General features: G+C 75.9%; 17 protein-coding genes. 5 read left to right on the forward strand and 12 right to left on the reverse strand.

Annotation, left to right across the window (positions count from 1 at the left end; genetic code table 11):
• Positions 1-307 precede the first annotated feature (307 nt).
• From OG295_RS32795 to OG295_RS32820, 6 genes are all read right to left on the reverse strand, one after another.
• Positions 308-2311, reverse strand: a complete 2004-nt coding sequence (locus tag OG295_RS32795; protein WP_371680249.1) for a hypothetical protein — start codon at positions 2309-2311, stop codon at positions 308-310.
• Positions 2308-5907: a DUF5682 family protein gene (locus OG295_RS32800; RefSeq protein ID WP_371680250.1), complete on the reverse strand. Its 3600-nt coding sequence runs from the start codon at positions 5905-5907 to the stop codon at positions 2308-2310. The genes OG295_RS32795 and OG295_RS32800 overlap by 4 nt, the downstream gene beginning before the upstream one ends.
• Positions 5904-7058, reverse strand: coding sequence for an AAA family ATPase (locus OG295_RS32805; RefSeq protein ID WP_371680251.1), 1155 nt, complete (start codon positions 7056-7058; stop codon positions 5904-5906). The genes OG295_RS32800 and OG295_RS32805 overlap by 4 nt, the downstream gene beginning before the upstream one ends.
• Positions 7059-7166: 108 nt before the next feature.
• Complete coding sequence (locus tag OG295_RS32810; protein WP_371680252.1) at positions 7167-12119, reverse strand: DNA-binding protein; 4953 nt, start codon at positions 12117-12119, stop codon at positions 7167-7169.
• Between the two features lie 14 nt (positions 12120-12133).
• The gene (locus OG295_RS32815; protein WP_371680253.1) at positions 12134-12991 is read right to left on the reverse strand and encodes a DUF4132 domain-containing protein; all 858 of its coding nucleotides are present in this window, start codon (positions 12989-12991) and stop codon (positions 12134-12136) included.
• 207 nt (positions 12992-13198) lie between these two features.
• Positions 13199-14755 (reverse strand): MFS transporter, encoded by a 1557-nt coding sequence (locus OG295_RS32820; protein WP_371680254.1) that lies wholly within the window; start codon positions 14753-14755, stop codon positions 13199-13201.
• A 139-nt stretch (positions 14756-14894) separates the two neighbouring features.
• Here OG295_RS32820 and OG295_RS32825 point away from each other — a divergent pair, with 139 nt between their 5' ends.
• Positions 14895-15335, forward strand: coding sequence for a MarR family winged helix-turn-helix transcriptional regulator (locus tag OG295_RS32825; protein WP_371680255.1), 441 nt, complete (start codon positions 14895-14897; stop codon positions 15333-15335).
• A 13-nt stretch (positions 15336-15348) separates the two neighbouring features.
• Here OG295_RS32825 and OG295_RS32830 read toward each other — a convergent pair whose 3' ends face one another.
• Positions 15349-15822, reverse strand: a complete 474-nt coding sequence (locus OG295_RS32830; protein WP_371680256.1) for a MarR family winged helix-turn-helix transcriptional regulator — start codon at positions 15820-15822, stop codon at positions 15349-15351.
• Positions 15823-15942: 120 nt separating this feature from the next.
• On the opposite strand from OG295_RS32830, the gene OG295_RS32835 reads away from it, so the two are divergent.
• Entirely contained in the window at positions 15943-16353 is a 411-nt protein-coding gene (locus tag OG295_RS32835) for an organic hydroperoxide resistance protein (protein WP_266836607.1), read from the forward strand.
• 54 nt (positions 16354-16407) lie between these two features.
• Here OG295_RS32835 and OG295_RS32840 read toward each other — a convergent pair whose 3' ends face one another.
• A complete protein-coding gene (locus OG295_RS32840) occupies positions 16408-16803 on the reverse strand; it encodes a hypothetical protein (RefSeq protein WP_371680257.1) in 396 nt (131 codons plus the stop codon).
• 176 nt (positions 16804-16979) lie between these two features.
• Between OG295_RS32840 and OG295_RS32845 the strand changes: the two genes are divergently transcribed.
• From OG295_RS32845 to OG295_RS32855, 3 genes are read left to right on the forward strand one after another with little or no spacing between them, the layout of a single operon-like run.
• Complete coding sequence (locus OG295_RS32845; RefSeq protein ID WP_371680258.1) at positions 16980-18248, forward strand: histidine kinase; 1269 nt, start codon at positions 16980-16982, stop codon at positions 18246-18248.
• On the forward strand, positions 18236-18892 hold the full coding sequence (locus OG295_RS32850; protein WP_371680259.1) for a response regulator transcription factor: 657 nt from the start codon (positions 18236-18238) through the stop codon (positions 18890-18892). The genes OG295_RS32845 and OG295_RS32850 overlap by 13 nt, the downstream gene beginning before the upstream one ends.
• A complete protein-coding gene (locus OG295_RS32855) occupies positions 18889-19710 on the forward strand; it encodes a hypothetical protein (protein WP_371680260.1) in 822 nt (273 codons plus the stop codon). Before OG295_RS32850 ends, OG295_RS32855 begins: the two co-directional genes overlap by 4 nt.
• A 33-nt stretch (positions 19711-19743) precedes the next feature.
• On the opposite strand, the gene OG295_RS32860 is transcribed toward OG295_RS32855, so the two are convergent.
• The 4 genes from OG295_RS32860 to OG295_RS32875 form a co-directional block, all read right to left on the reverse strand.
• Entirely contained in the window at positions 19744-20451 is a 708-nt protein-coding gene (locus OG295_RS32860) for a DUF6882 domain-containing protein (protein WP_371680261.1), read from the reverse strand.
• Between the two features lie 28 nt (positions 20452-20479).
• Entirely contained in the window at positions 20480-20992 is a 513-nt protein-coding gene (locus tag OG295_RS32865; RefSeq protein WP_371680262.1) for a DinB family protein, read from the reverse strand.
• A 108-nt stretch (positions 20993-21100) separates the two neighbouring features.
• The gene (locus OG295_RS32870) at positions 21101-21748 is read right to left on the reverse strand and encodes a hypothetical protein (RefSeq protein ID WP_371680263.1); all 648 of its coding nucleotides are present in this window, start codon (positions 21746-21748) and stop codon (positions 21101-21103) included.
• Between the two features lie 172 nt (positions 21749-21920).
• The gene (locus OG295_RS32875; RefSeq protein WP_371680264.1) at positions 21921-23933 is read right to left on the reverse strand and encodes an RICIN domain-containing protein; all 2013 of its coding nucleotides are present in this window, start codon (positions 23931-23933) and stop codon (positions 21921-21923) included.
• Between the last annotated feature and the right edge of the window lie 358 nt (positions 23934-24291).

Here is a 24291-nt window from a genome sequence, read left to right on the forward strand (position 1 = left end):
GGCCGAACGCCCGAAGGACTTGGCCGAAAACAGGGAGCGCATCGCGCCCCGCCCGCGCCGGAGCCGCCTCCCGCGCCGGATCCCGGGCCCACGCCCCCGTGTGCCGCGCCGCGGACGCGTGAGGCCAGGGGGACGTACGGGGGCGGGCCCCGCCGCCGTCCCGGACGCCGGCGGCGTCACCCGCCCGTGGTGGAGGCGGACGGGTGGCCCCGGGCGGCGGGGTCCGCTCCCGCCCCGCCCGCCGACGGAGTCGACGCTCCCTGCGCGATGGCGGACGGGGCCGGCGGGGTCTGCGCCGCCGGGGCGGTCAGGTCCAGGAGGCGGTGACCAGGGAGCGCCGGGCCGCCTTCAGGTGGGTGGACGCCGCCAGCCAGGCCCAGGCGTAGCCGTCCGACGAGGGATCGGTGAGCCGGCCGAAGACGTCCCTGGGGCGCCGGTCCGCCTCGGCCACGAGAGCAGCCGTCAGGTCCGCCGCCGCCCCGAATCCGGCCCGCCGCAGGGGACCGTACGCGGTCAGCGGCTGCGGTCCCCGCGCGGTTTCGGCCACCGCGCGGCGGCCTCCCGCGACGCCCGTCTCCAGCAGCCGCCCCACCCGCCACAGCGGCGCGTCGGCCAACGGGTCCGGACCCGGAACCACCGCTTCCGCCGCGGCCGAGGGGGCCTCGCCCGGGAAGTGGCTTCCCTGGAGCCGGTCGTAGCCCAGATCGGCCCGGTCGTGCCACTCCGGCGGCAGCCGCAGCGTGTACGCGGCCCCGGGCACCGGCCCCACCGCCAGGGGGCTCAGCGTCGCCGCGCGGTCCGGGTCCGGACGGCCCAGGACGCGTACCGCCAGCCCCGGATACCCGGCCAGGCGGCGCAGGTTGGCGGTGTGGGCCAGCTCCGGGTGCGGATGTGCGGGACGCAGCCGCAGCAACGGGGCGTCCGCGCGGCGTTCCCGTACGAGCAGGTGCTCCCCGGCCGCGCCGACGACCTCGACGTCGCAGCCCAGCAGGCCCGGTTCGGCCTCCTCCCGGGAGAGCAGCTCGGCGACGGCTTCCGCCGCCGGGCGCGCGAACAGCGCGGCCAGCGGCTCCGCCGTCCACGGCGTCACCGGCATGGGGGTGGCCCGCACCCCGCGCCCGGCGCCGAGCCGCCCGTCGGCGGAGACCGTCGCGCCGACGATGCGCAGGCCCGCCCGGGACAGCCCGGCGTGGTCGAGGGCCCCTCCGCCGAGAGCGACGGAGGCGGCCCCCGCACCCCGGGCGCGGGCGAGGCCGCCGGGCCGGACGTCCGACAGGGAGTAGGCGGAGCCGTCCGCGCCCAGCAGGTGGGTGACCACGCCCCCGTAACCCGTGGCGCTCAGCACCGGCTCCCGGCACAGGCCGTACACCCGCAGGCTGCCCCCGGCCGTGTAGGCGCGGCGGCCCCCGCCGGTCAGCCCCGGACCGCCGGTGCCGGACGCCAGCAGCGCGGCGGAGGTCAGCAGTTCGCGGAAGGCGGCGGCGAGGTCGCCGAGGCGCTGCGCCGCGTGCCGTTCCCGCGCGGCGCGCAGACCCCGTACGACGCGCAGCGCGGCGGCCTCGGCCTGCGGCAGCCCGGCCACGCGTGCGGTGTGCGCGGCGCGCAGCAGTTCGGCCTGGGCCACCGCCCCGGCGGCGGTGACCCCGGCGGCCAGCGCCTCGGCCCCGACCGCCCACAACCCGGCCCCGGCCGCCCTCTGAGCAGCCGTCACCTGAGCCGTCACCCCGTCGCCGGTCCGGTCGGCGGCGCGCCCGGCCGCTGCCGCGCGGGGCGCGGTGCCGGGGGCGGCGGCCTCTCCGGGCAAGGCCCCCGGCTCCCCGTCCGCCTCCGCGCGGGCCGCCGCGCCCGCCCCGCCACGGGAACCCGCCTCCGCGGCCGGGCGGGGTCCGGCCCCCGCGCCCGCCTCCGGGACGGAACCGGCGGCCGGGACGGGCTCCGGCCCCGCGCCCGCCTCCGGGAGGGAACCGGCGGCCGCGTCGGGCTCCGGTTCCGCGCCCCCGTACGGCTCCTGCTCCGGGTCCGCCAAGGGGCTCGCGCCCAGGGCGGCCGCGCGGTGGAGGCAGCGGGGGGCCAGCAGGCAGGCGCAGACGGCCTGGGCCGGATCCGTGACCGCCCCCGACGGGCCCGGTCTCAGCGTGACCACCGCGTCCTCGCCGAAGCGGACCGTGACCGTGCCGTCCGGCCCGGCCTCGGCCCCCGCCCCGCACGCCTCGACGGCGGCGTCGAGCCGCTTGCGCAGCCGGGCGCTGAGGCCTTCCACCGCCTCCGCCAGCACCTCGGGGGCGACGGGGGGCAACAGGGTGCTGCTCATCGGGGTTCTCCACGGAGTCGGTCGCCCACCCAGCGGGCGAGGGCGAGGGGGCTGAGGGCGGCCACCGGCATGCCGGCCGCCACGAGTTGCCGCGCCACCGGCACCGAGTACCGGGGCGCGCCCGCGTCGTCGAGCGCGGCGCAGCCCAGCAGATGCGCGCCCGAGGAGGCCAGGGCGCGCACCTCCCCGAGCAGGCCCCCGAGCGGGGCGCCCTCCTCGAAGTCGCTGACCACCACGACCAGCGTGCGGCTCGGCACCGTGATCAGCGTGCGCGCGTGCGCGAGCCCCGCCGCGATGTGCGTACCGCCGCCGACCCGGACCCCCAGCAGCAGCGACAGCGGATCGTCCACGCGGTCCGTGAGGTCGGCGACCTCGGTGGAGAACGCGAGGAAGTGCGTCGACAGGGTCGGGACACCGCCCAGCACCGCCGCCGTCAGCGCCGACCAGATCACCGAGGCCTCCATCGACCCGGACACGTCGACCACCAGGATCAGCCGCCAGTCCGCCTCGCGGGAGACGCGCGTGCTGAACACCGGCCGCTCCGGGACCACCACCACCCGGCCGTCGTCCAGCCGCCGGGTGTGCGCGAGGTTGGCCCGCAGGGTGCGCGCCAGGTCGAGCGGGCCGCCCGGGCGGCGGGTCGGGCGCGGGGTGGCCAGCCCGGACAGCGCCGGCCGCAGCCGGGTGGCGAGTTCCCTGGCCAGCTCGTCGACCAGGCGCCGTACCAGGGGTCGCAGCCGGGCGAGTTGCTGCTCCGGCATGCCGCCCGCGAGCGAGAGCACCGAGGTCAGCAGCTCCACGGAAGGGCGTACGGATCCCGGGTCGAGCGTCGCGAGCACGTCGGAGCGGCCCGCGTCGGCCGCGTCGGCGAGCACTTCCTCCCGCACGTCGGAGCCGAACAGCGCCTCCAGCTCCGCCGCCCACTCCCGGGCGGTCGGGAAGGACGGGTCGTCCCCGCCGCCGGTACCGTCGCGGCCCACGTCGCCGGAGCCCTCACCACGCCCGGCCCCGTACAGCTCGTCCAGCGCCCGTGCGTAGCGGCCCGCGCCGGCCGGGAGCCGGTCGCGCTGCCGGCCGAGCAGCAGCCGCCACCGGTCGGCGGGCGCCAGGCGGCGGCCGTCCGCCGGCTCCGGCCGGGCGGGCGCGACCCCGTCCGCCCGGCCGTCCGCCCCGCCGTCCGGGACGTCGGCGTCCGCCGGACGCGCCGGTACCGGAAGGTCCTTGAGCGCCGCGAGCCCGGCGGCGTCGGCGGCGGCCCACAGCGCGAGCAGCGCGGGCGGCGCGTCCAGCGACAGGTCGACCCGGTCGCCGAGCCGCTCCGTGACGGTCGCCAGCAGCCGCTCCCGCGCCGCGGGCGCGAGCACGTCGAACCCGGCGCGAAGCGCCGGCAGCCGCTCCAGGAACGCCTCGTCGGAAAGGGCGTCCACCCGGTCCAGCAGCGGGGTCAGGGCCGCCGGAGAGGCGTCCAGCAGCGGTCCGGCGGCGCTGAGCAGGCCGGTGAGCCGCCGGGCCAGGGCCCGCCGGCCGTCGGGGCCCGCCGCGCCGTCGACCCAGGCGGCGGCGCGCTCGCCGAGCCCGGCCGCCGGGTCCAGGTCCAGCAGCACCCGTACGGCCAGGGCCGCGCCCCGCATCAACGGGCTCGCGCCGGAGGCCAGTTCCGCAAGGGCGGCGTCCATGCGCAACCCCAGGCGTCGGACGGCGGCCCGGTCGGCGAGGGCCACCAGGGTGCCCGCGTCGGCGGGGTCGTCGCTTCCGGCGAGGCCGGGCAGGGCCCGCACGGCGGCGTCGAGCAGCTCACCGGCCAGTGCGCCGGACCGGTCCCGGGCCGCGGCGGAGGCGCCGGGCAGGTGGCCGCGGCGCAGCCCCTCCAACAGGTCGACGGCGTCGAGGAGTTCCGCCGGAGCGGCACTCTCCGGCAGGACCGCCGCCAGTTCGTCCAGTCGTACGTCGACCAGCGCGGGCAGGTCGCAGCGCGCGGCGGCGGCCAGCCCGGTCAGCACCTGCGCCGCCGTCGGGCCGCCCTCGGCCGCCTCGCGGCGCGCCAGCTCGCGCAGCGTCCCCGAGGCCGCCTGGGCGGCGGTGACGCCGCGGACCCCCGCCAGGTCCAGCCGGGCCGGGACGGACGGCGTCCAGGACAGCCGCCACTTGCTCCCCAGGGCCGTGCCGTCGCCGGTGGCGGCCACGCCGACGGGCTCGCCGTAGGAGGCCCCGCAGACCAGCAGCCGCTGCAGCAGCACCTCGCGGCGCCCGTCGAGCTCGGAACGCAGCGGGTCGAGGCGGACCTCCCGGGCGGCCGGGTCCTCGGGCGACGGCAGCCGCAGCGCGGCCAGCTCCGCCTCCACCGAGGGCCCGAGCCCGGAGCGCGGGGCGTGCGGGGTGGTCCGGCCGCGGCCCGTTCCCACCAGTACGGCCTCCAGGGCGCGGGCCAGCGCCCGGCCCCGGCCGAGGGGTTCGCCGTGCCCGAGCACCGTCTGGACGGCCTCCAGGATCTCCCCCCGGCCGGGCGCGGGCAGCCCGCGCAGCACCGACAGGTCGCAGGCGAGCCGCAGGGTCTCGGCGGCCTCCCCGGTGCCGGCGGTGTGCCCGGCGCGGCGCAGCTCCCGGCACACGCGCGTGACGGCGACCGAGGCGGCCTCCCGCAGGCGTTCGGGGTCGCCGCCCGCTTCGAGCACGGCCTGTTGCCAGAGCGGGTCCCGGATGCCGGCGGGGTATCCGGAGCGGGAGTCGAGCAGGTCGTGGGAGTACGCCACGAACGAGGTGACGACCTCCTCGGCATCACCCTTCGGTCCCGCCTCCGCGACGGCCTCCGCGACGGCCTCCGCGACGGCCTCCGCGTCGGCGTCGTCGGCCGCGGAGCGGCACGCCGTCAGGGCCGGGGCGTGGAAGGCGCCGATCACGGCGGCCACCCGGCGGCCACCGGTGGCAGCGGCGGCGATCACGCGCCGCATGTGGGCCTCGCGGGCCAGGTCGACCGGGGGCACGGCGCGCGCGTCGGTCCGCAGCGCCCAGCCGACGCCGAGCGCGGCGCGGCGCACGGCCTCCGGGGTGCACCCGGGCGCCAGCACCTCCACGGCCCGGTCCCACAGGTCGTCCCCCTCGCGCCCGCTCCCGGCCGCGACGAGCCCGTCGGCGAACCGGGCCGGCCCCGCCCCGGCGGACCCGTCGGCCGCGGCCCCCCGGTCCGCCCCGGGGCCGGTCCCGTCGGCAGGGGCGGGACCCGTCGGAGCGGGGTCACCCGACCAGCCCCGGTCGGCGAGCGGGAGGTCGCAGCAGACGACCTCCACGCCCCGGCTCCGCGCCCAGCGGAGCGCCGCCAGTTCGGGGGAGAAGTCCGCGAACGGGTAGAAGGCCAGGCGGCCCTCCCGCCCCAGCCCGGCCAGGGCCACCGGCGCGACCGTCTCCGGGTCGGCCAGGTGGGCCAGCCACGGCTGGAACTCGGCGGGGAGCTCCACGCAGACGACCTCCGCCCCCGCCTCCTCCAGCAGGGCCGGGACCACCGCCGCGAGCGCGGGACTGTGGTGGCGTACGCCCAGCAGGTAGGGCTCGCGCGACGCGGCGAGCGCCGCCAGCGCCTCCCGCGGATCGGTGACCGTCAACGCAGGCTCCCGCGCAGGTCCCAGAGCCGCCGCCACATCGCCGAGCCGTCCTCGGCCCGGCGGCGGACCGGGCCGTCCCAGTAGCCCAGCAGCCGTCCGTGGTCGGCCGGGTCGTCCTTGCGCACCACACCCAGCAGGTGTCCCGGCAGCAGGTCCAGCACGTCGCCGCCCGGCAGGTACGCGGCCGCGACCCCCAGCGAGGCCGCCACCTGCACGGCCTCGGCCGTGGACATCACCGTGCCGGGCCGCTCCACGTCCCAGCCCTCGGCGCTGCGCCCGGAGCGCAGGTCCCGGAAGACGGTGACGAGGGCGTCGAGCACGGAGTCGTCCACCCCGAAGGAAGCCCCGGCGCGCTGCACGGCGGCGACGGCCTGGCGGCGGACCAGGGTGGCCTCGGCGTCCGGGTCCGCGATCGGCGCGACCGTCTCGAAGTTGAAGCGGCGCTTGAGCGCGGCGGACATCTCCGAGACGCCCCGGTCCCTCAGGTTGGCGGTGGCGATGACCGTGAACCCGGGGGCCGCGCTGACCGACGAGTCCTCGGTGGCGGTCAGTTCCGGCACGCTGACGCGCCGGTCGGACAGGATCGACACCAGGGCGTCCTGCACCTCGGGCAGGCAGCGGGTGATCTCCTCGACCCGCGCCACCCGTCCGGTGCGCATCGCGGAGAGCACCGGGGAGTCGACCAGGGCCTGCGGGGTCGGGCCCTGGGCGAGGAGGAGCGCGTAGTTCCATCCGTAGCGGAAGGCGTCCTCGGTGGTGCCCGCGGTGCCCTGCACGGTCAGGGCGCTGGTGCCGCAGACGGCGGCGGACAGCAGCTCGGACAGCATCGACTTGGCGGTGCCCGGCTCGCCGGTGAGCAGCAGTCCGCGCTCTCCGGCCAGGGTCACCACGCACCGTTCCACCAGGGCGCGTTCGCCGACGAACTTCGGCGCGATCACCAGCTTGGACGGCAGCCCGGCGCGCCGCTTGGGCAGGGCCAGCTCGGTCCCCTCGCTGCCGCACACGAAGGTGACCACCGCGCGCGGCGTCAGGGCCCAGCCGGGCGGGCGGGGGCCGGTGTCCTGGGCGGCGAGAAAGGCGAGTTCGGCGGCGTACCGCTCCTCGGCGGGCATGACCTGCCGGGCGGGAGCGGGCTGTTCGGTGACGGTCATCGGTTCCTCGGGTCCTGTGGGCTTGGGGAATTCTCGAAGGAAAGACGTGGAGAGAGCGGAGGGGGCGCGGGGGCGCGTCAGGTCGCCCCCGCACCCGCTCCGGCGGGATCAGCGGCGGCGGCCCGCCGTGCGCTTCACCCTCAGCTGCTCGAAGCGCGGGACGTCGCCCTCCCGGACCCGTCCCCATGCCCGCCGGTAGAGGTCGGCGGCCGGCTCGGTGGGCACGAGCACGCCCAGCACCGGGCTGCCGCCCGGGGCCGCCGGGTACATCGACAGCTTCCACTGCTCCACCGGCAGCACCGGCGAACCGGGCTCGGCCCAGCCCCCGGGCAGGAACAGGGTGCGTCCCGCCCGGGTGCGGCCGGCCTGCACCACCAGGTCGGTGGCGGCCAGTTCGGCCCGCGCGGCCTTGATCCGGGCCGGCTTCCAGCCCGTCCACCGCGCCGTGTTGCGGTCGGTCGGGTCGGGCATGGCGAGCAGCATCAGGTACAGGGCGGCGGCGTCGGCGCCCAGCCCGCACGCGGCCTCCGTCTCCGCCACCAGCTCGGGCACGCTGCGGGACGGGTCCTGGGTCCACCAGGTGCCGTCCTTGGCGACCGCACCCGCCACCGGCGCGCCGGGATCGGCGAGCAGGGCCGCGAACGCCGGGTCGTGGGCCAGCCGCAGCGCCGTCTCGGCCGGCGAGGGCTGCTGGTCGACGCCGCGCAGCAGCGGCAGGTACGGGTCCGAACCGGTGGAGTCCAGCAGCGCCGTGCGCAGCGCGGGCCGCGGCCGGTCGTCGTGGGTGGCCAGGACCACCGCCCCGTAACGCTCGTACCCCTCGCCGGTCTCGGTCGGGGTCCCGGCCGCGGTCCGGAAGTCGGTAAGGGAGGTGTAGTGCCCGGCGGCCAGCAGCAGCCCGGGGGCCGCCAGCCGCTGCCGGACCGCCGTGAGCGCGGGCGGCAGGCAGGCCCGTACGGGGTGGCCCGCGGGCAGGCGGTGCGCCAGCCAGGCCGTCAGGGCCATCGCCCCGCTCAGCGCCGACGCGTCGAAGCACCGGCCGACGGGGACGACGGGTTCCGCGTGGTCCCCCCTGACCGCCCACTCGACATCGGCGGACAGCACCGGGGACGACGCGGGCCCGAGGAGTTCGGGCAGCGCCCGGTGCGCCGGCCAGGAGGTGCGCACGTCCCGCGAGGCCTCCGCGAGCACCCACTCGGGAACCGGCGTACGACGGCCCACGCGCTGGTTCCACACGCGCGCGGCGGCCGCCGCGTCCGGGCCGTCGGTCCACAGCCGGGCCGGTTCGGCGGGCAGCAGCGCCGCGACGAGCTCGCGCCGCACGCCGAAGCCGAGTTCCTTCAGGTCGTCACGGGCGTGCGCGGCGTCGGTGGCCTTGACCCCGAGGACGGCGCGCAGCTCGGCGGAGAGGAACGCGCGCTCGTACGAGTCCAGCCGCGGCAGGCCCGCCAGCACCAGCGCGGCCAGCGCCGCGGACACCCCGGTCAGCCGGGCGAACTCCTCGGCGGCGGACGCGAACCACGGCGCGGGGCCCCGGCGGTCGGCCTCGTCGAGGAACGCGGCCAGCCAGCCGGCGGCCCGCTCCGGGTCGCCGACGGTCGAGCCCGCCCCGACCTGGGCGTAGGGGGCCGGTACGGCGAAGGCGCCGGACGGGTCGTGCAGCAGCCCGTCGAACTCCTGGCCGTCGGGCAGCACCTCGCTGTGGTCGGTCACGGCGAGCAGCGCGCCGCCGCCGAGCGGCAGTACGGAGCGGTGGCGCGGGTTGCGCGCACGTCCGCCGGAGCCCACCAGCAGCGCCGAGTCCAGCCGGACCCGTACCCGGCGCCACCGTGCGGCGCAGCCCTCGGCGGAGTCCACGCCCAGCGCGCCGGCCTCGCCGAGCACCCGGCGCAGCGCCGCCCGCTGCTCGTCGGTGGTACCGGCGACCGCCATCCGGTAGGCCACGGCCGCGGGCTGCTCCAGGAACGGACCGGTCCACGGGAACGCCGAGTTCGCCAGCTTCGGCACGTCGAGGTGGAGCCGGCCGGGCACCCCCTCCGCGGCGGTGTCGCCGGCCGCCTTGGCCAGCGTCCGCAGGAAGCGGTACGTGGCGTCGCTCTCCCCGCCGTGGCGGTAGTATCCGTTGCCCACCAGGCCGTCCAGGGCGCCGTCCAGGAGGTGGTCGGCCGGGCCCCGGTCCGCCGGAGCGCTGCGCGGGGCCACCGGGCCCCGGGTCAGGTCGTCCGAGACCCTGGCCAGGGCCCGCTGCTGGACCAGTGCGCCGCGGACGGCCGCGGTCACGCCGCCGAGCAGCGCGGGCGCGGCGACGCCCGGCAGGGCGGCCGCCACCAGAGCGGGCACGTCCGCGCCCTTCCCGGCCTCGGCGACGGTCTTGAGCAGCGCCCCGGCGGTGGCCGTGTCCACCGCGCGCAGCGCCGCCGAACCCTCGGGGTCCCGGGCGCGCAGGCAGTACCAGTAGGGCAGCGGCGGCAGTTCCGCGCCGTGCGTGGAGTAGGCCGCACTGTTGTGGTCGGCGCTCATCCGGGAGACGGCCGCGCCCTCGGGGTCGGTGAGGGTCAGCGTCCGCCAGTCGCTGGACACGGCGCGCGGCCGGTCGTCGCCGGGCAGGGTCACGGCGTGGTGCGGGATCCGGGAGCCCTCGCCCAGGGTCACCGACCGTCCGGCGTTGTCGGAGCCGTGCCAGCCCTGCCCGGGGACGCGGACCGCACGCCAGCCGAGCAGTCCGTCCACGGGCGCGCCGAGCACGGAGCCCTCGACGGTGGGGGTGGGGCGCAGCCAGTTCTGGCCGACGTTGTCGGGCAGGGTGCTGCCGCTCGGGTGGTCGCGCAGGGCGTCGGCGAGGAAGCCGGGCAGGGAACGCCGCCCGTGCAGCCCGGTCGTGGGGTCGTACTCGGCCCAGCCGGCCTCGCCCCCCGCCTCGCCCCGCTCCCAGACCCAGTACGAGGTGCCGTCGCTGATCACCGGCCGCTCGACGGGCAGTTTGCTGTCGCCGCGGTGCAGGACGCCGCCGCCCGTGGCGCGGCCGCCGCCCGGCAGGGGCAGGGTGACGTGCTCGGAGCGCACCGACCAGTAGTTCGCGGAGGAGTCCAGGGTCAGGACGTCGCCCGGGGAGCTGAGCCAGTAGCCCTGCACGGGGCCGTTGTACGGGACCCAGAACACCAGCAGGTCGCCGTCCGTGTAGTGGAAGCCCAGCTGGTGCTGGCCGCCGGCGGCGGGGATCCGCAGGTCGTGCGTCAGCACGGTGGAGTCGGCTTCGATGACGCGCACCTGCGCGGAGTTGGCGACGATGACGTACGGCCAGGCGTCCATGACGGTCAGGTGCCGCCGGTTGCCGGCGGGCGACAGCGCGGTGACGGCCTCTTCCCAGGTGGGCCAGACGAGTTCCTCGAACAGGCCGCCGCGCAGGGTGCGGGCGAGGATCTCGCCCAGGTCGGCGGCGGCGGCCCGGGAGACCTCCTGCGGGGCGAGCGCGAGCGCCTCCGCGGGGAGCCAGGTCAGCCGCCGGATGGCCTCGGGCAGGTCCGGCAGGGCGGCCGCCGTGGAGGCCGCGGCCACCTGGGCGACCCAGTCGGCGAGCAGCGCGCGGCTGCCGGGGCATTCGGCCAGGCGCCGCACGGTTCCGCGACCGCCGGATCCGTTTCCGTTGAAGCGGTCCAGGGTGCGCAGGAAGGCGGGCCGCAGCCGTTCGTCGGCACACAGCGCGCTCAGGTCGCGCGGCTCGGGGGACTGGGCCCACTGGTCCAGGCCCATGAAGCCCTGCCAGGCGTTGCCGGGATCGGCGACCGGCAGGCCGAGGGAGAGCAGGAGGTCGATGAGGTTCACGTCCTGGAGGGCCAGGCGCAGGCCGTTCTCGCGTCCCGGCAGGGCCAGTTCGGTGCGCAGCCTTTCGGCGCAGCGCGTGACGAGCGAGAGGAGGGCGGGCAGCGTCGCCGGGATGCCCCAGCCCGCGTGGCGGGCCGTGTGGAAGCGCTCCAGCCAGCCGGCCGTGCCGTCGGGGCAACGCTCGGCCTCGGGCAGGGTGCCGTCGGCGAGTCCGGCGGTGGCGCCCGATTCCTCCAGCACCTCCAGCCACAGCGCGGCCAGTTCACCGGCCTCGCCGCCGCCGCTGCCGGGCATCATCGCGAGCAGGGTTCCGCGGACCGACGGAACGCGCCGGGCCAGGGCGACCAGCGCGGTGCGGTGGGACTTCCACCAGCCGGTCGCGGCCCGCAGGGTGGCCGGGAGCGGCAGCAGTTCGGCGAGGTACTCCTGCTCGGGTTCGCCGCCGGTCAGCCCGGCGGCGCGGGCGAGGCGGCGCAGCTCGGTGGTGGCCTGCGCCGAGGGCGGGAGCCCGCCCGCGGTGCGGCGCACGCACAGGCGGCGGAAGCGGTCGAAGGCCTCGGCGGGGGAGACCCGGGCCGAGAGCTCCTTGCCGTATCCGGTGAGGACCTTCACCGGCAGGGCACCGGCCAGGGCGAATTCGAGGAAGACGGCGTCGAGGCGGTCCTCGTCGACGGTCAGGCCGTAGCCGGCCTCGCTGGTCCGGGCCCGGCCGAACAGCTGGGCGGCGTACGTGGTGTTCTCGACGCCGAGGAAGACGCGCGCGGCCTGCTCGTAGAAGACGGGCAGGAAGTGCGGGACGGCGAGGGCGAGCCGGTCGGCGAGCTCGTGGCAGGCGTCGAGGGCGGCCTTGGGCTTGGTCTTGGCCTGCCGCGCGAGCCGGTCCAGCTCGGGGACCACGGCGAGGGCGTGGTGGCCGTCCTCGGGGTGGTGCACCAGCACCCATTCGGGGAAGCCGAGCGCCTGGCGCCGGCCGAGACCGACGACGGACGGCTCGCCCTGCGGCACGAGGCCGAGGAAGCCGGCGGCGAGGTCCTCGGCGGCGCCCAGCTCCGCGGCGGCGAGCCGGACGACGACCCGGTCGTCCCCGAGCGCGGGGTGACGGTAGGTCCGGGCGGTCAGCGGGACGGCGGCGGGCCCGGCACCGGTGGTGCCGACGGGCAGGACGGCTCCGGCGGCCAGCAGTGCGGCGTTCGCGCCCTCGCCGCCCTCGCCGCCCGCGGTGGTGTCAGTGGTGCTCATAGTCTCGGTGGTGCTCATGCGTCCCCGCCCTCCTCGATCTTGCGCCCGGCGTACAGCGCCGCGGCCATCCGCATCCCCTCGGACCAGGCCACCGGTCCGACCTCGCCGAGCCGTACGGCCCGGCCCTCCTCGTCGTGCCAGTTCAGCGGCCCGGTCTCCGACTCGTCCTCCCAGTAGGGCTCGCCGATCCAGACGGCCGCCTCCACCGCCCGGCCCGAGTCGCGCACCTTGCAGGTCGCGTAGCCGCCCGTGACCCGGTAGCCGAGGCCGGTGGCACGGGCGGCGAGGCTGAAGCGGGAGGGGAAGGTGCCGCCCGCGTAGTCCCGTACCTCGGTGGCGGCGGGGGAGAGGTCCGCGGGCTTCGTCCAGGTCGCCCGGTGGATCTGCTCGACCCGCTGGGTGATGTCCAGTTCGGCCGCGAACTCCCGTACGTCGTCCAGGTCGGGCAGCAGCACCGGGTGCGGCAGGGTCACCGTGAGCGGGCGCAGGCGTACGGTCTCGCCGTCGAGGTTGACCACCTTGAGCTCCCCCTCGGCGGTGGCGTCGCGCAGGAAGCCCACCTCGTCGGGGTCGCTGTCGGGGACGACGGCCAGGTCGCGCAGCGCGGCCTGCCAGGCCTCGTCGGGCCACACCCGGGCGAGGAGGGCGGTCGGCACCGGCAGGGAGGACACCATCCAGGTGTCCACCTGGGCGGCGCAGGAGGCCTCGTGGCGGTCGAGCCACTCGGCGAGCCGGCGCAGCCGGTCCACCTCGGGGTGGTCGCGCAACGCCTTCGGGACCGTCTTCAACTGCCGCCCCGCGGGCCGACGCACCGCGACCCGCCCCTCCACGAGGGCGATCTCGTACCCCTCGTCCAACGCCAGCCAAGCCATCAGCCCGTGCCCCTCCGCCTGTCCGAAAATGGTCTTGCGCAGCCCGGTGCAAGGCGCCAACGCCTGCTGAGCTGCGGTATGTCGGGAGACTAGCGAGCCCCACTGACAACGCCGTCCGCAGGGCTGCCCGAAGCGCGCGGAGTGCGGACACGACAAGGCCCCCCGGTCCGTGGGACCGGGGGGCCGTGTGCGGGAGGTGGCGGGGGATCAGACGGCGTCGGCGGTGTCCGAGACCTTCTCCGAGACCTTCTCCGCGTCCTTCTCCGCGTCCTTCTGCGGGGCCTCCGCAGCGGCGGGGGCGCCGCCCGGGGCGGCCGTCGCGGACACCCGGGGCCCGTGGCCGGAACGCAGGCCGAGCCAGCTGATCACGGCGACCAGCGCGAAGGCTCCGGCCCCGATCCAGAAGGTGAGGGTGAACCCGGATTCGGCCGGCAGGGCCGGAACGCCCGCAGGGAGGTGCTCGATCGTCTTGGACGCCAGGATCGTGGTGACGATGGCGCTGCCGATCGCGCTGCCCGTGGAGCGGGAGATCGAGTTGATGCCGTTGGCGATGCCGCTCTGGTGGTGCGGGACGCTCGACATGATCACGGCGGGCATGGCGGCGTAGCCGAAGCTCACGGCCGCGCCGACGACCAGGCCGGCGCCGATGACCGAGAAGGTGTGGCCGTGGTCGAGGGCCAGCCAGCCGAACCCGACGGCGCCGAGGGCGGCGGCGAGGCCGAGCGCGATGCGCGGACCGCGGTGGCGGACCAGCTGGCCGCCGACGGGGGAGGCGAGCAGCGAGACGATCGCGCCGGGCAGCAGGAACTCGACGGAGGCGCGCAGGATGGACGCGTCGAAGCCGTAGCCGGTGAGCTTCTCGGGCATCTGGACGAGGTAGGAGACGCCCAGGAAGTTCGCGAACATGCCGAAGCCGACGAGGATGCCGGCCAGGTTGGCCATGAGCACCGGACGGTGGACGAACATCTTCATGTCGACGAGGGGTTCGCTCACCTTGCGCTCCACCAGGACCCAGACGGCGGTCATCACGGCGGCGCCGGCGAAGCTGCCCAGCGTACGGGCGGAGGACCAACCCCACTCGTGGCCCTGCGAGATCGGGAGCAGGAGGAGCAGCAGGGCGATGCCCAGGGTCAGCGCGCCCAGGAAGTCGGTGCGCCCGCCGGTCTTGTGGCGGGTGGCCGGGACCAGGAAGACGACGGCCAGCAGGGCCAGCGTGGCGAAGCCGGTCGCCATCCAGAAGGCGTTGCGGTAGTCGGCGTCGGTACCGGAGGTCAGCAGGCCGGTCGCGACGAGCGCCAGGCCGCTGCCGAACGCCAGGGTGCCGCTGACCAGGGCCATCGCGCCGGGCAGCTTCTGCGGGCGGACCTCCTCGCGCAGGACGGACAGGGCCAGCGGGAAGATCGCGGTGGCGGCGCCCTGGAGCACCCGGCCCAGGATCAGCAGCGGCAGCGAGGTCGCCAGCGCGGCCACCACGGAGCCCGCGACCATGACGCCGAGGACGGCCACCAGGGTGGGCTTCTTGCCGTGCTGGTCGCCGAAGCGGCCGAGCAGCGGGGTGAAGACGGCGGCGGACAGCAGGGTGGCGGTGGTCACCCAGCTGACGTTGGCGGTGGAGGTGCCGAGGTCGTTGCGGATCAGGCCCAGGATCGGTACGGGCAGGGTCTGCATCATCGACACGACCATGGCGGCGAGGCTCAGGGCGAAGACGATGACCGTCTCGTTCCTGTTCCTCGCTTCGGCGGGGGCGGATGCGGCGGAGCTCATGACTGGCAAGACCTTCTTACTGCTTCAGGACGCAGATGTTTGATGTCATCAAGTACTTGGATGAAGGTAGCCAGCAATAGTTAAGGTGGTCAAGTAAAAGGTTGATAATGTCAACGATCCTGGCGTACGCTCCGTGGGTATGAGCGCCACCGCCCCCCACACCCCCAGCAAGCTGGAACTCCTCGAACTGCTCGCCGCCATCGGCACCGCGCAGTGGCGGGACTTCGCCGCGGCGGCCGGCCGGTACGGACTGACCTCCACGCAGGCGAAGGTCCTGGCCCAGCTGGAGGGCCCGGTCCCGATGCGCGGCCTCGCGACCCTCCTGGCCTGCGACGCCTCGAACGTCACCGGGATCGTGGACCGGCTGGAGGCGCGCGGACTGGTCCGGCGCGAGGCCTCCGCCGCCGACCGGCGGGTCAAGAACGTCGTCGCGACGGACGAGGGCCGCGAGACCATCCGCCGGGTGCGCGAGGAGATGCAGGCCACGCACGGCGCGCTGGACACCCTGGACGCGGCCGAGGGTGCGACGCTCTACGCCCTGCTGGAGCGACTGCGCCCCACCATGGAGCGCAGCGCCTGACGGTCCGCCGCCCTCAGTCCTGCGGCACGGCGGCGTCGAGCGCGGCCGTGAGGCGGGCCAGGCGCACCTGGAGCTCGCGGATCTCGGCCAGCTCGAAGCCGGTGGCCGCCGCGATCCGGCGCGGGACCTCCACCGCGCGCTCGCGCAGCGCGGCGCCCTCGTCGGTGAGGACCGCGTGCACCGACCGTTCGTCCCGCACGCTGCGCTCGCGCCGGATCAGGCCGGACGCCTCCAGTCGCTTGAGGAGGGGGGAGAGCGTGCCGGAGTCGAGCCGCAGGCGCCGCCCCAGTTCCTTGACCGGGGTCGTGCCGTTCTCCCACAGCACCAGCATCACGAGGTACTGGGGGTAGGTCAGGCCCAGGTCCTTCAGCACCACCCGGTAGAGGCCCCCGAAGGCCCGGTTCGCGGCGCCCAGGGCGAAGCAGATCTGCCCGTCGAGGCGGAGGAAGTCCTGGTCGCGGAGGGCGGCTGCGGGCTGCTCGGTCATGCGCGCCAGTGTACCGGAGCACACTCGCGAGCGATTGAGTTGTGCACAACTGAATTGTGTGCTCTATTTGTGGTCAGGGGCGGCCCCGAGCCGCCCCACCCCCTGCGAAAGGACCTCCCGATGGACGCGCTGTACACCGCCGTCGCCACCGCCAACGGCCGCGAGGGCCGCGCCGTCAGCTCCGACGGCCAGATCGACCTCGCGCTCGCCATGCCCCCGGCGCTCGGCGGCAACGGCCAGGGCACCAACCCCGAGCAGCTCTTCTCCGCCGGCTACGCGGCCTGCTTCGCCAGCGCGCTCGGTCTCGTCGGCCGCCAGATGAAGGTCGACACCGGTGACATCTCCGTGACCGCCGAAACCTCCATCGGCCAGGACGCCGGCGGCTTCGGCCTCGCCGTGACCCTGCGCGTCGAACTCCCCGAGTCCCTCGCGGGCGAGACCGGCACCCTGCTGGTCAAGCAGGCCCACGAGGTGTGCCCCTACTCCAAGGCCACCCGCGGCAACATCCCGGTCGAGCTCGTCGTCGAGTAGGACCGGCACCGGGCCCCCGGGCCCGGACCCCGTGGCCCGGGCGGGCGTCCCCTCTCAGGACGCGCGCCGGGCGGCCACCACCGCGCACACCCCCGCCATCGGCAGCTCCGCCGCGAGCGCCAGCACGAGCGCCATGCCCTGACCGCTCGTGCCCGCCGAGGTGGCGACGTCGAACCAGGCGTCCATCAGGAGCAGCGCGGCGGTGGCCGCCGCCACCGGCGACACCCTCGGGTCCCCCTTGCGCAGCAGCGCCCCCGTCCCGGCCAGCCCGACGGCCAGCATCGCGTCGAGGCCGATCCACGCGGCCGACCAGTTGGACACCTCGGCCGTCGCCGGCATCGTCGTGGCCAGCACCACCATCCACGGCAGCAGCGCGACCCCCGCGCCGGTGAGCACCGTCGACAGGCGGGGGGCGCGCCGGGTCCGGAACAGGGGGGCGGCGAGGGCCATGGCTGCGGGTCTCCTTCCGGCCCGCCGGACCGTCCGCCGGGCACACCACCACTCTCGTTCCGCGCGCCGCGAAGATCAGTAGCTCCACCGTCCGAACCGGGGGTGGTGCCAGGTACACCCCCCACCGGGCACCAGGGTGGTGGTCGGCCGATGATCACTGCGATTACCGTACGGACATGACAACCCGCGGCGCCCTGCGGCGTACGTACACCTGGATCGCCGCGCACACCCCCTGGTCTGCGTGGGCCTGGCGCAACACCGTGTTCGGCGCGGCGGCGATCGTGCCCACCCTGCCCCTCGTCCTCGGGAGCGTGCTGCTCCTCGCGGCCCCCGGCCACACCCCGTACCTGCTGCTGCTCGCCGCCGTGGGCTCCCCGCTCCTGACCGGGGTCCAGCGCAGCCGCTTCCGTTCCCTGCTCGGCCTGGACATACCGCCCGTCGTCCGGGAACACCCCTGGACGACCGCCCGCGGCATCGCCGAACGGCTGCGCTCCGAATCGATCTGGCGGCAGTACGGCTACCACCTCGTGGCCGGCCCGCTCGTCGCCACCGGCGCCGCGCTCCTCGTCCTCGCCTGGGCGGTCGGCGCCGCCGCGGCGAGCGTGTACGCCTGGGCCTGGATGCTGCCCAGGGAGGAACCGTTCGGGCCGCCCACCGGCTGGCAGTCCCAGTACGACACGATCACCGTGCTCGGCGCACTGCTGCTGCTCGCCGCCCCCTGGGCGGCCGCGGCCCTGACCCGCCTGGACGCCGTCGCAGCGGCCGCCCTCCTCGGCCCCAACCGGGCCCGCGAACTGGAGCGGCGCGTCGAGGACCTCGCCGAGAGCCGGGCCGGGGTCCTGGACGCCGCCGACCTCGAACGCCGCCGCATCGAGCGCGACCTGCACGACGGCGCCCAACAGAGGCTGGTCTCCCTCGCCATGAACCTCGGCATCGCCCGCGCCACCCTCCCCGACCTGCCGCCCGAGGCCAAGGCCGTCATCGACGAGGCCCACCGCGAGGCCAAGGAGGCCATCGAGGAACTCAGCAACCTCGTCCGCGGCCTGCACCCGGCCGTCCTGGAGGACCGCGGCCTGGACGCCGCGCTCTCCGGCATCGCCGCCCGCGCGCCGCTGCCCGTCGAACTCACCGTGGACATCGCCGTCCGGCCGGGCCCCACCATCGAGGCCGTCGCCTACTTCGTGGTCTCCGAGACCCTCGCCAACGTGGCCAAGCACGCCCGGGCCCGGCGCTGTTCGGTCTCGATCGGCCGCGTCACCGGCGACCGCGGGGACCTGCTGCGCATCGTCGTCACCGACGACGGCGTCGGCGGAGCGGACCCGGCGGGCGGATCCGGCCTGGTCGGCCTGCGCAAACGCGTAGGGTCGGTCGACGGAACGATATTGATCAACAGCCCCCTCGGGGGCCCGACCGTCGTCACTGTGGAGCTGCCGTGCGGGCTGTGATCGCCGAGGACTCCGTCCTCCTGCGCATAGGTCTTGTCAAAGTCCTCGAAATGGCCGGGTTCGAGGTGTGCGCCGAGACCGGCGACGCCGAAGGGCTGCTCGCCGCGGTCGAGGAACACCGCCCCGAACTCGCCCTCGTGGACGTGCGCATGCCGCCCGGCTTCACCGACGAGGGCGTCCGGGCCGCCCTGGTGATCCGCAGCCAGAGCCCCGGCACGGCCGTGCTGCTGCTGTCCCAGTACGTGGAGGAGCGCTACGCCGCCGACCTGCTGTCCTCCCAGAACGGCGCGGGCATCGGCTACCTCCTCAAGCAACGCGTCGCCGACGTCGAGGAGTTCATCGACGCCCTGCGCCGGGTCGCGGGAGGTGGCACCGCCCTCGACCCGCAGGTCGTCGCCCAGCTGCTGCTGCGCCGCGGCGGCGGGCCCGACCCGCTGGAACGCCTGACCCCGCGCGAGCGCGAGGTGCTCGCGCTGATGGCCGAGGGCCGCTCCAACGCGGCGATCGCCGACGGGCTCGTCGTCAGCGAGAGCGCCGTGGCGAAGCACATCAACAACATCTTCGCCAAGCTCGACCTGCCCCCGGCCGCCGAGGCCCACCGCCGGGTCCTCGCCGTGCTGCGCTTCCTGGACGGCACCCCGTGACCCACCCCGCGCCCGTCGCCGCCGGGGCCGGGCACCGCGGTGCCTGGTACTGCGCCGCCGTCCTCGGCGCCGTCCTCGTCCTCCTCCCGGCCGGGTGGCAGGTGTGGGCCAAGACCAGCGGCCACACCGGCGTCCTGGAGGGCGACAGTGCCGGACGGACGGTGACCGCCGTCGAGATCTTCGCCGGTGCCGCGAACGTGGACATCACCCCGCGCGGCGACCGGGAGATCGGCTACCGGGCCGACGTCCGCTGGTCGTTCGGGCCACCGGTGATCGACGAGAGCTGGCTCGGCGACACCCTGAAGCTGACCCCGCGCTGCCCCGGCGACACCGTCACGGTGGCCGACGAAGCCGGCTGCTCCGTACGGCTGGCCGTGACCGTGCCCACGGGAGTTCCGGTCAAGGTGTCCGGAACCTCCGGACGGATCGGCGTCAGCGGCCTGGAAGGCACCGTCGACGCCGACGTGCAGTCCGGCTCGCTCAACCTGTCCGGCCTGCGCGGGCCCCTGCGGGCCAACGTCGATTCGGGCAGCCTCCACGCCGTCGGCCTCGCCTCCCGGCAGGTCGACGTCCGCGCGGGCGCCGGCCGGGCGGACGTCCGCTTCGTGGCCCCACCGGACCGCATCACCGCCCGCGCCGGCTCGGGCCGACTCGACCTCACGCTCCCCGAGGCCACCCGCTACCGCGTCACCGGCCACGTGGGCTCGGGCCGTTGCGAGGTGGACCACACCCTCCGCGACCCGTCGGCCCCGCGCACCCTGGACCTCTCCGCCGACTCCGGCACCGCCACGGCGGGCCACCGGGCCCCGTCCGACTGAACGGGCGGCCGGGACCCGCGGACCGGGCACGGGTCAGTGGTGGCCGGCGAGGGTCACGCGGATGTTCGCGATGCGGCCCAGTTCGTCGAAGGTGACCTCGGCTCCCAGGTTCCCGGGCAGGGTGGCCGTGATGCGGCCGGGCTCCTGGTGCTGGGGCAGGCCGTAGTGCTCGAAGTAGCCCGCCGCCATGGCGTACGGGGAGTGGCCGATCAGGCCCATCGCCGAGGTGAGCGCCCCCGGGAGCGCCTTGGAGTCGAAGACGGGGCGCGGCACCCGCGGGTCGTCGGCGAGCAGGTACAGCTGCGTGTCCGGACCGGCCTGCACGCTGAGGTAACCCGGCGCGCCGGTCACCCCCATCGCGGCGAAGGCGAGGGTCTCCGCGGCCCGGCGCGGGTCGGCGAAGCCCGACAGGTCCAGCGTCTCCTGCGCGAACTCGGCCATGCCGTACGTCCTGCCGTACTCCCCGGCGCGCCCGGCGAGCGCGACCACGGGAGTGCCCTGCAGCCCCGGGTTGGCCCAGCCCCACATCCAGGAGCCCCGGGAGAGGTCGTAGGTGCCCAGTACGGACACGCGCAGGTCGAGGCCGCCCTGGCGGTAGAGGCAGGCGTCGAGGTCGGCGGTCCAGTCACCCGCGGGCACGAAGGCCGTCAGGGCCTGGAGCTGCGCCGCGCCCCAGGCGGCGTGGCGTTCGGCTTCGAACAGGAAGGCGTCGCCGAAACGGGAGTTCACAGATGTCGTCACGGGCCACCACCCTAAGCCCGCCCGTGCGCTACTCCAGCCGCTCCAGGGCGCCCCGGACGAAGGCGGCCTGGCCCGCGTGCTGGAGGTCGTCCGCCAGCACGCTGACCAGGCGCACGCCCAGGGTGACCGGCGGGTCCCACCGTTCGTCCACGACCCGGTCGAGGTCGGCCGCCGCGAGGCCGTGCACGAACCGCAGGGTCTGCTCGTGCACGGCGTCGAAGTAGCCCAGCAGCAGCGCGAACTCGTCCACGCGGACCGCCGCGGCCTGGTGCGCGGTGTGCCCGTACCCGGTGGCCCCGACGGGCAGCCGCAGGCCGAAGCGGTCGGCCCAGCCCTGCTCCGGCCACACCTGGGCCAGTCCGGCGGCGTCGGCCACGTGGTCGTCCTGGACCCGCGTCAGGTGCCAGACGAGCCAGGCGATCGAGTTCGCCGCCGGGTCGGTCCGGGCGTTGAGTTCCTCGGCCGAGAGCCCGTCGACCACCTCGTGGACCACGTCCCGGACGCGTTCGAAGCCGTCCACGAGTACCTCGGTGCCCTTCATCGCCCTCTCCCGCCTCTCCCGCCACGTCCGCCGGACCGCCGGTCACCGCCGTTCACCGCCGGGACCACCATGCCGGTCCGCGGCGCGAGGGCGCGGGGCGACACTCCGTCAGGGCCGCCGCAGCCGCCTGCGGCGCAGCAGGATGCCGGCGGCGGCGCCGGCCAGGGCTATTGCGGCCACCCCGGCGGTGGTCCACCAGCCGGCGGCGCCGGTGTCGGAGGCGGGGGAGGCGGCCGGGGAGGCGCTCGGGGCGCCGGCCGGGGTGGCGGACGCCGGCGGAGCCTGCGGGGTCGTGGTCGCCGGGGCGCCGGAGGGGGAGGCGGTGGGAGAGGCGGCGGCGGAGGCGGTGGGCGGGGCCGGGTCAACCACCGGGACGGCCACCTCCTGCTGCGCGTGCCCCAGGGAGGGGAAGCCCGCGTCGACGGTCACCGTCCACGTGCCGGGCGGCAGCGCCTCGGCCGTCGTCCACGTCGCGGCCCCGCCGCTGCCGCGGACCAGCCGCCAGGGTCCCGCCGTACGGGTCCCGTCGGCACTGACCGCGTTCACGGTGGCCGCGACGGCCTCCTCGACGGCGTCGCCGTCGTTCTCCCAGGTGACGTCGGCGGTGACCCGCCCGGCCTGCTGACCGGTGATCACCACTTTGAGGGTGTCCCCGTGGGCGTGCGCGGCTCCGGCCAGGGCGACGGCCTGCACGGGCAGCAGCAGGGCCAGTCCGAGGACGGCGGGGAACGGGAGGGGACGCGGGCGCGTGGTCATGGTGCTCCAGGCGGGAGGTGGGGAGGCGGCGGGATGAGGGGATGTGGGGGGCGAGGGGCGAGGGGCGAGGGGCTTGGGGGGCCTGGGGGGCCTGGGGGAAGCGTGTGGGGAATGCGTGGGGGAGCGGAGCCGGAGGGCGGCCGGGGGAGCGGCCGCCCTCCGGAGCGGTGGGTCAGCCCGCCTTGCGGGCCGTCCAGGCCTGCGCGGGACGGCCGTCCGCGCGCTGGAGTTCGAGCAGCCAGTTCCCGTAGTAGGGACGGTTGCTCACCGCGAGGGCGAAGCCGCCGCTCGGGTCGGAGACGGTCGTCGAGCCGTCCCGGGTGGTCAGCCGCCACTGCTGCGCTGCGGCGTTCCCGCAGGGCTGCTGGGAGACCCACATCCCGGCGGCCGGGGCGCCGCCCGGCTGCAGGCACTTGCCGGAGACGGCGGACCGGATGCGGACGAGCCCGCTGCCGGCGTCGTCGAAGTACCACTGCTGCTGCGCGTAGCCGTTGGTGCGGCCCGCCACCAGGACGGTCCCGTCGGCGGTGCGGCCGTCCCACATCTCGGCGGCCATGCCGCTGCTGCCGTTGCCGAGCACGTAGCGGGTGCCCGGGGTGGTGGCGCCGCCGCCGGTGGCGGTCGTACGGAAGGAGGTGGCCTTGCCGGCGCCGCTGTCACGGCCGGCCGTGTCGCGGACCGAGACGGCGGCGGTGTAGTCGGTCCCGGCGCGCAGGCCGTAGACGCGCAGGGAGGTGGACTGCACCCAGGTCAGGTGCTTGCCGTTCAGCAGCACCTGGTACCAGGCGGCGCCCTCCGTGCGGGGCCAGCTCAGCACCACCGAGTCGGCCTGGATCTGGCCGGCCGTCACGACCGGTCCGCCCGTGGGCTTCTTGGTGGGCGAGGGCGAGGGGGTGGGCTTGGTCGTCGGGCCGGGGTTCGGGTTCGGACCGGGCCCGGTGCCGCCGCCGTCGGCGCGCATCAGGAACTGGTTGTCGGCGATGTTCCAGTGGGTCGCCAGGTAGCTGCCGGGCTTCGGGCTGGTGTGGAAGTAGTCGTCGTGGTTGCAGTCCAGGATGTTCTCGGACGCCTGGTTCGTGCACACGTTGCGCATCTGCGGGTAGTACGGGGTGTCCGAGTAGCACATGACGTCGAACTCGTCGGTGCAGTGCGCGCCGCGGCTGGTGTTGGGGGCGCTGTTGTTGACCGCGCCGAGGTTGTGTCCGAGTTCGTGCGCGGCGGTGTGACCGCCCCAGCAGCCCGAGTCCGTGCGCCCGTAGGAGGGGCCGAAGTTGCTCAGGTTGTTCTGGCCGGGCCGCTCGTCGCCGTTGAAGGTGCCGATGCCGCAGTAGATCTGGGTGTCCGAGAAGATCATGTACTTGCGGTCGCGGCGGTCCAGGCCCTTGCCTGCGAGCGCGGCGTTGGTGGCGCTGAACTCGGCGAGGGCCGAGTCCGGGAGCTCGATGCTGATCACGGACGGGGTGCAGTCGGCGGCCGTCACGTAGCGGATGTGCCGGATGCCGCCGGTCTCCTTGGCGCTGGCCGCGTAGATGAGGTCGGCGTCGGCCGCCCACTTGCGGAAGGACGCCAGGTACTCGGCGTAGCGGTCGCGGCCGGGGCCGTGGGCGTAGACGACCTGGACCCGGTTGCCCGAGGTCCCGTCGCCGTCGCACTGGACGGTCTGTCCGGCCGGTCCGGCCGCGATGCCCTGGCTGCCGGAGGCCGGCGGGGCGGGGGTCGCCGCGGAGGCGGCCGTACGGGCGTCGGCCGCGGGCGCGTCCTGAGGACGCCCGCCGCCCTCCGTGGCCGCCGGGTCGGCGGAGGCGGGCGCCGCGGGATCGGCGGCCGGGGCCTTGGTGCGGACCACGGGCTGGACGTCCTTCTTGATGTCCACGCCCCCGGGGGGAGCGTCGGGCCCGTGGGTGCAGAGTCCGGCGTCCGTGCGGTAGACGCCGACGCAGCGGTCGCCCTTGGGGGCGGCCTCCAGGCCGTCGTAGACCATGCCGCGGGCGTTCTCGTTCGCCGGGGCGCTGGAGAGGGCGGCCGGTTCCGCGTCCCGGGCCGGTGCGGCGGCCGGTTCGGCGGGCGCGCCGGCCCCCGAGGCCTGCGCGGGGGTGCCTGCCTCGGCGTCCGCGTCGAGTCCCGCGTAGGCGATGCCGCCCGCGATCATCGCCGCCGTGGCCATGGCGGCGGTCAGGAGTATCAACCTGCGCGGTTTGCGCCGGTGTTCACGCTGTCTGCGTCGTCGGCCGGTGGATCGTGCTGTCATGCGCACCTCAAGTCCTGGTCAGGAGAGTGGGTGCGCGGAAGCTTGCCAGACGGGAGCCTCGGAGAATTCGGACAAACGGGAGCCGGGTCCGGGAAATCTATCCGTTACCTTGTGACTTGATTTGATGAACTGTCAACTCGCTTTGAAATCAAGCGAGTTACGCGCGTTGCGCGGAAAGGTCCAGGCCTTTTCGGGCGATGTCGTTATCAAATCGAGATAAGCGGGCAATGCTTATTGACGGCAATTCAGTCAGGTATTCATGTAAAAACTACCTGCCGAATTCTCCCCGTCACGA

It is taken from the genome of Streptomyces sp. NBC_01276 (assembly GCF_041435355.1).
Classification (GTDB): Bacteria; Actinomycetota; Actinomycetes; order Streptomycetales; family Streptomycetaceae; genus Streptomyces.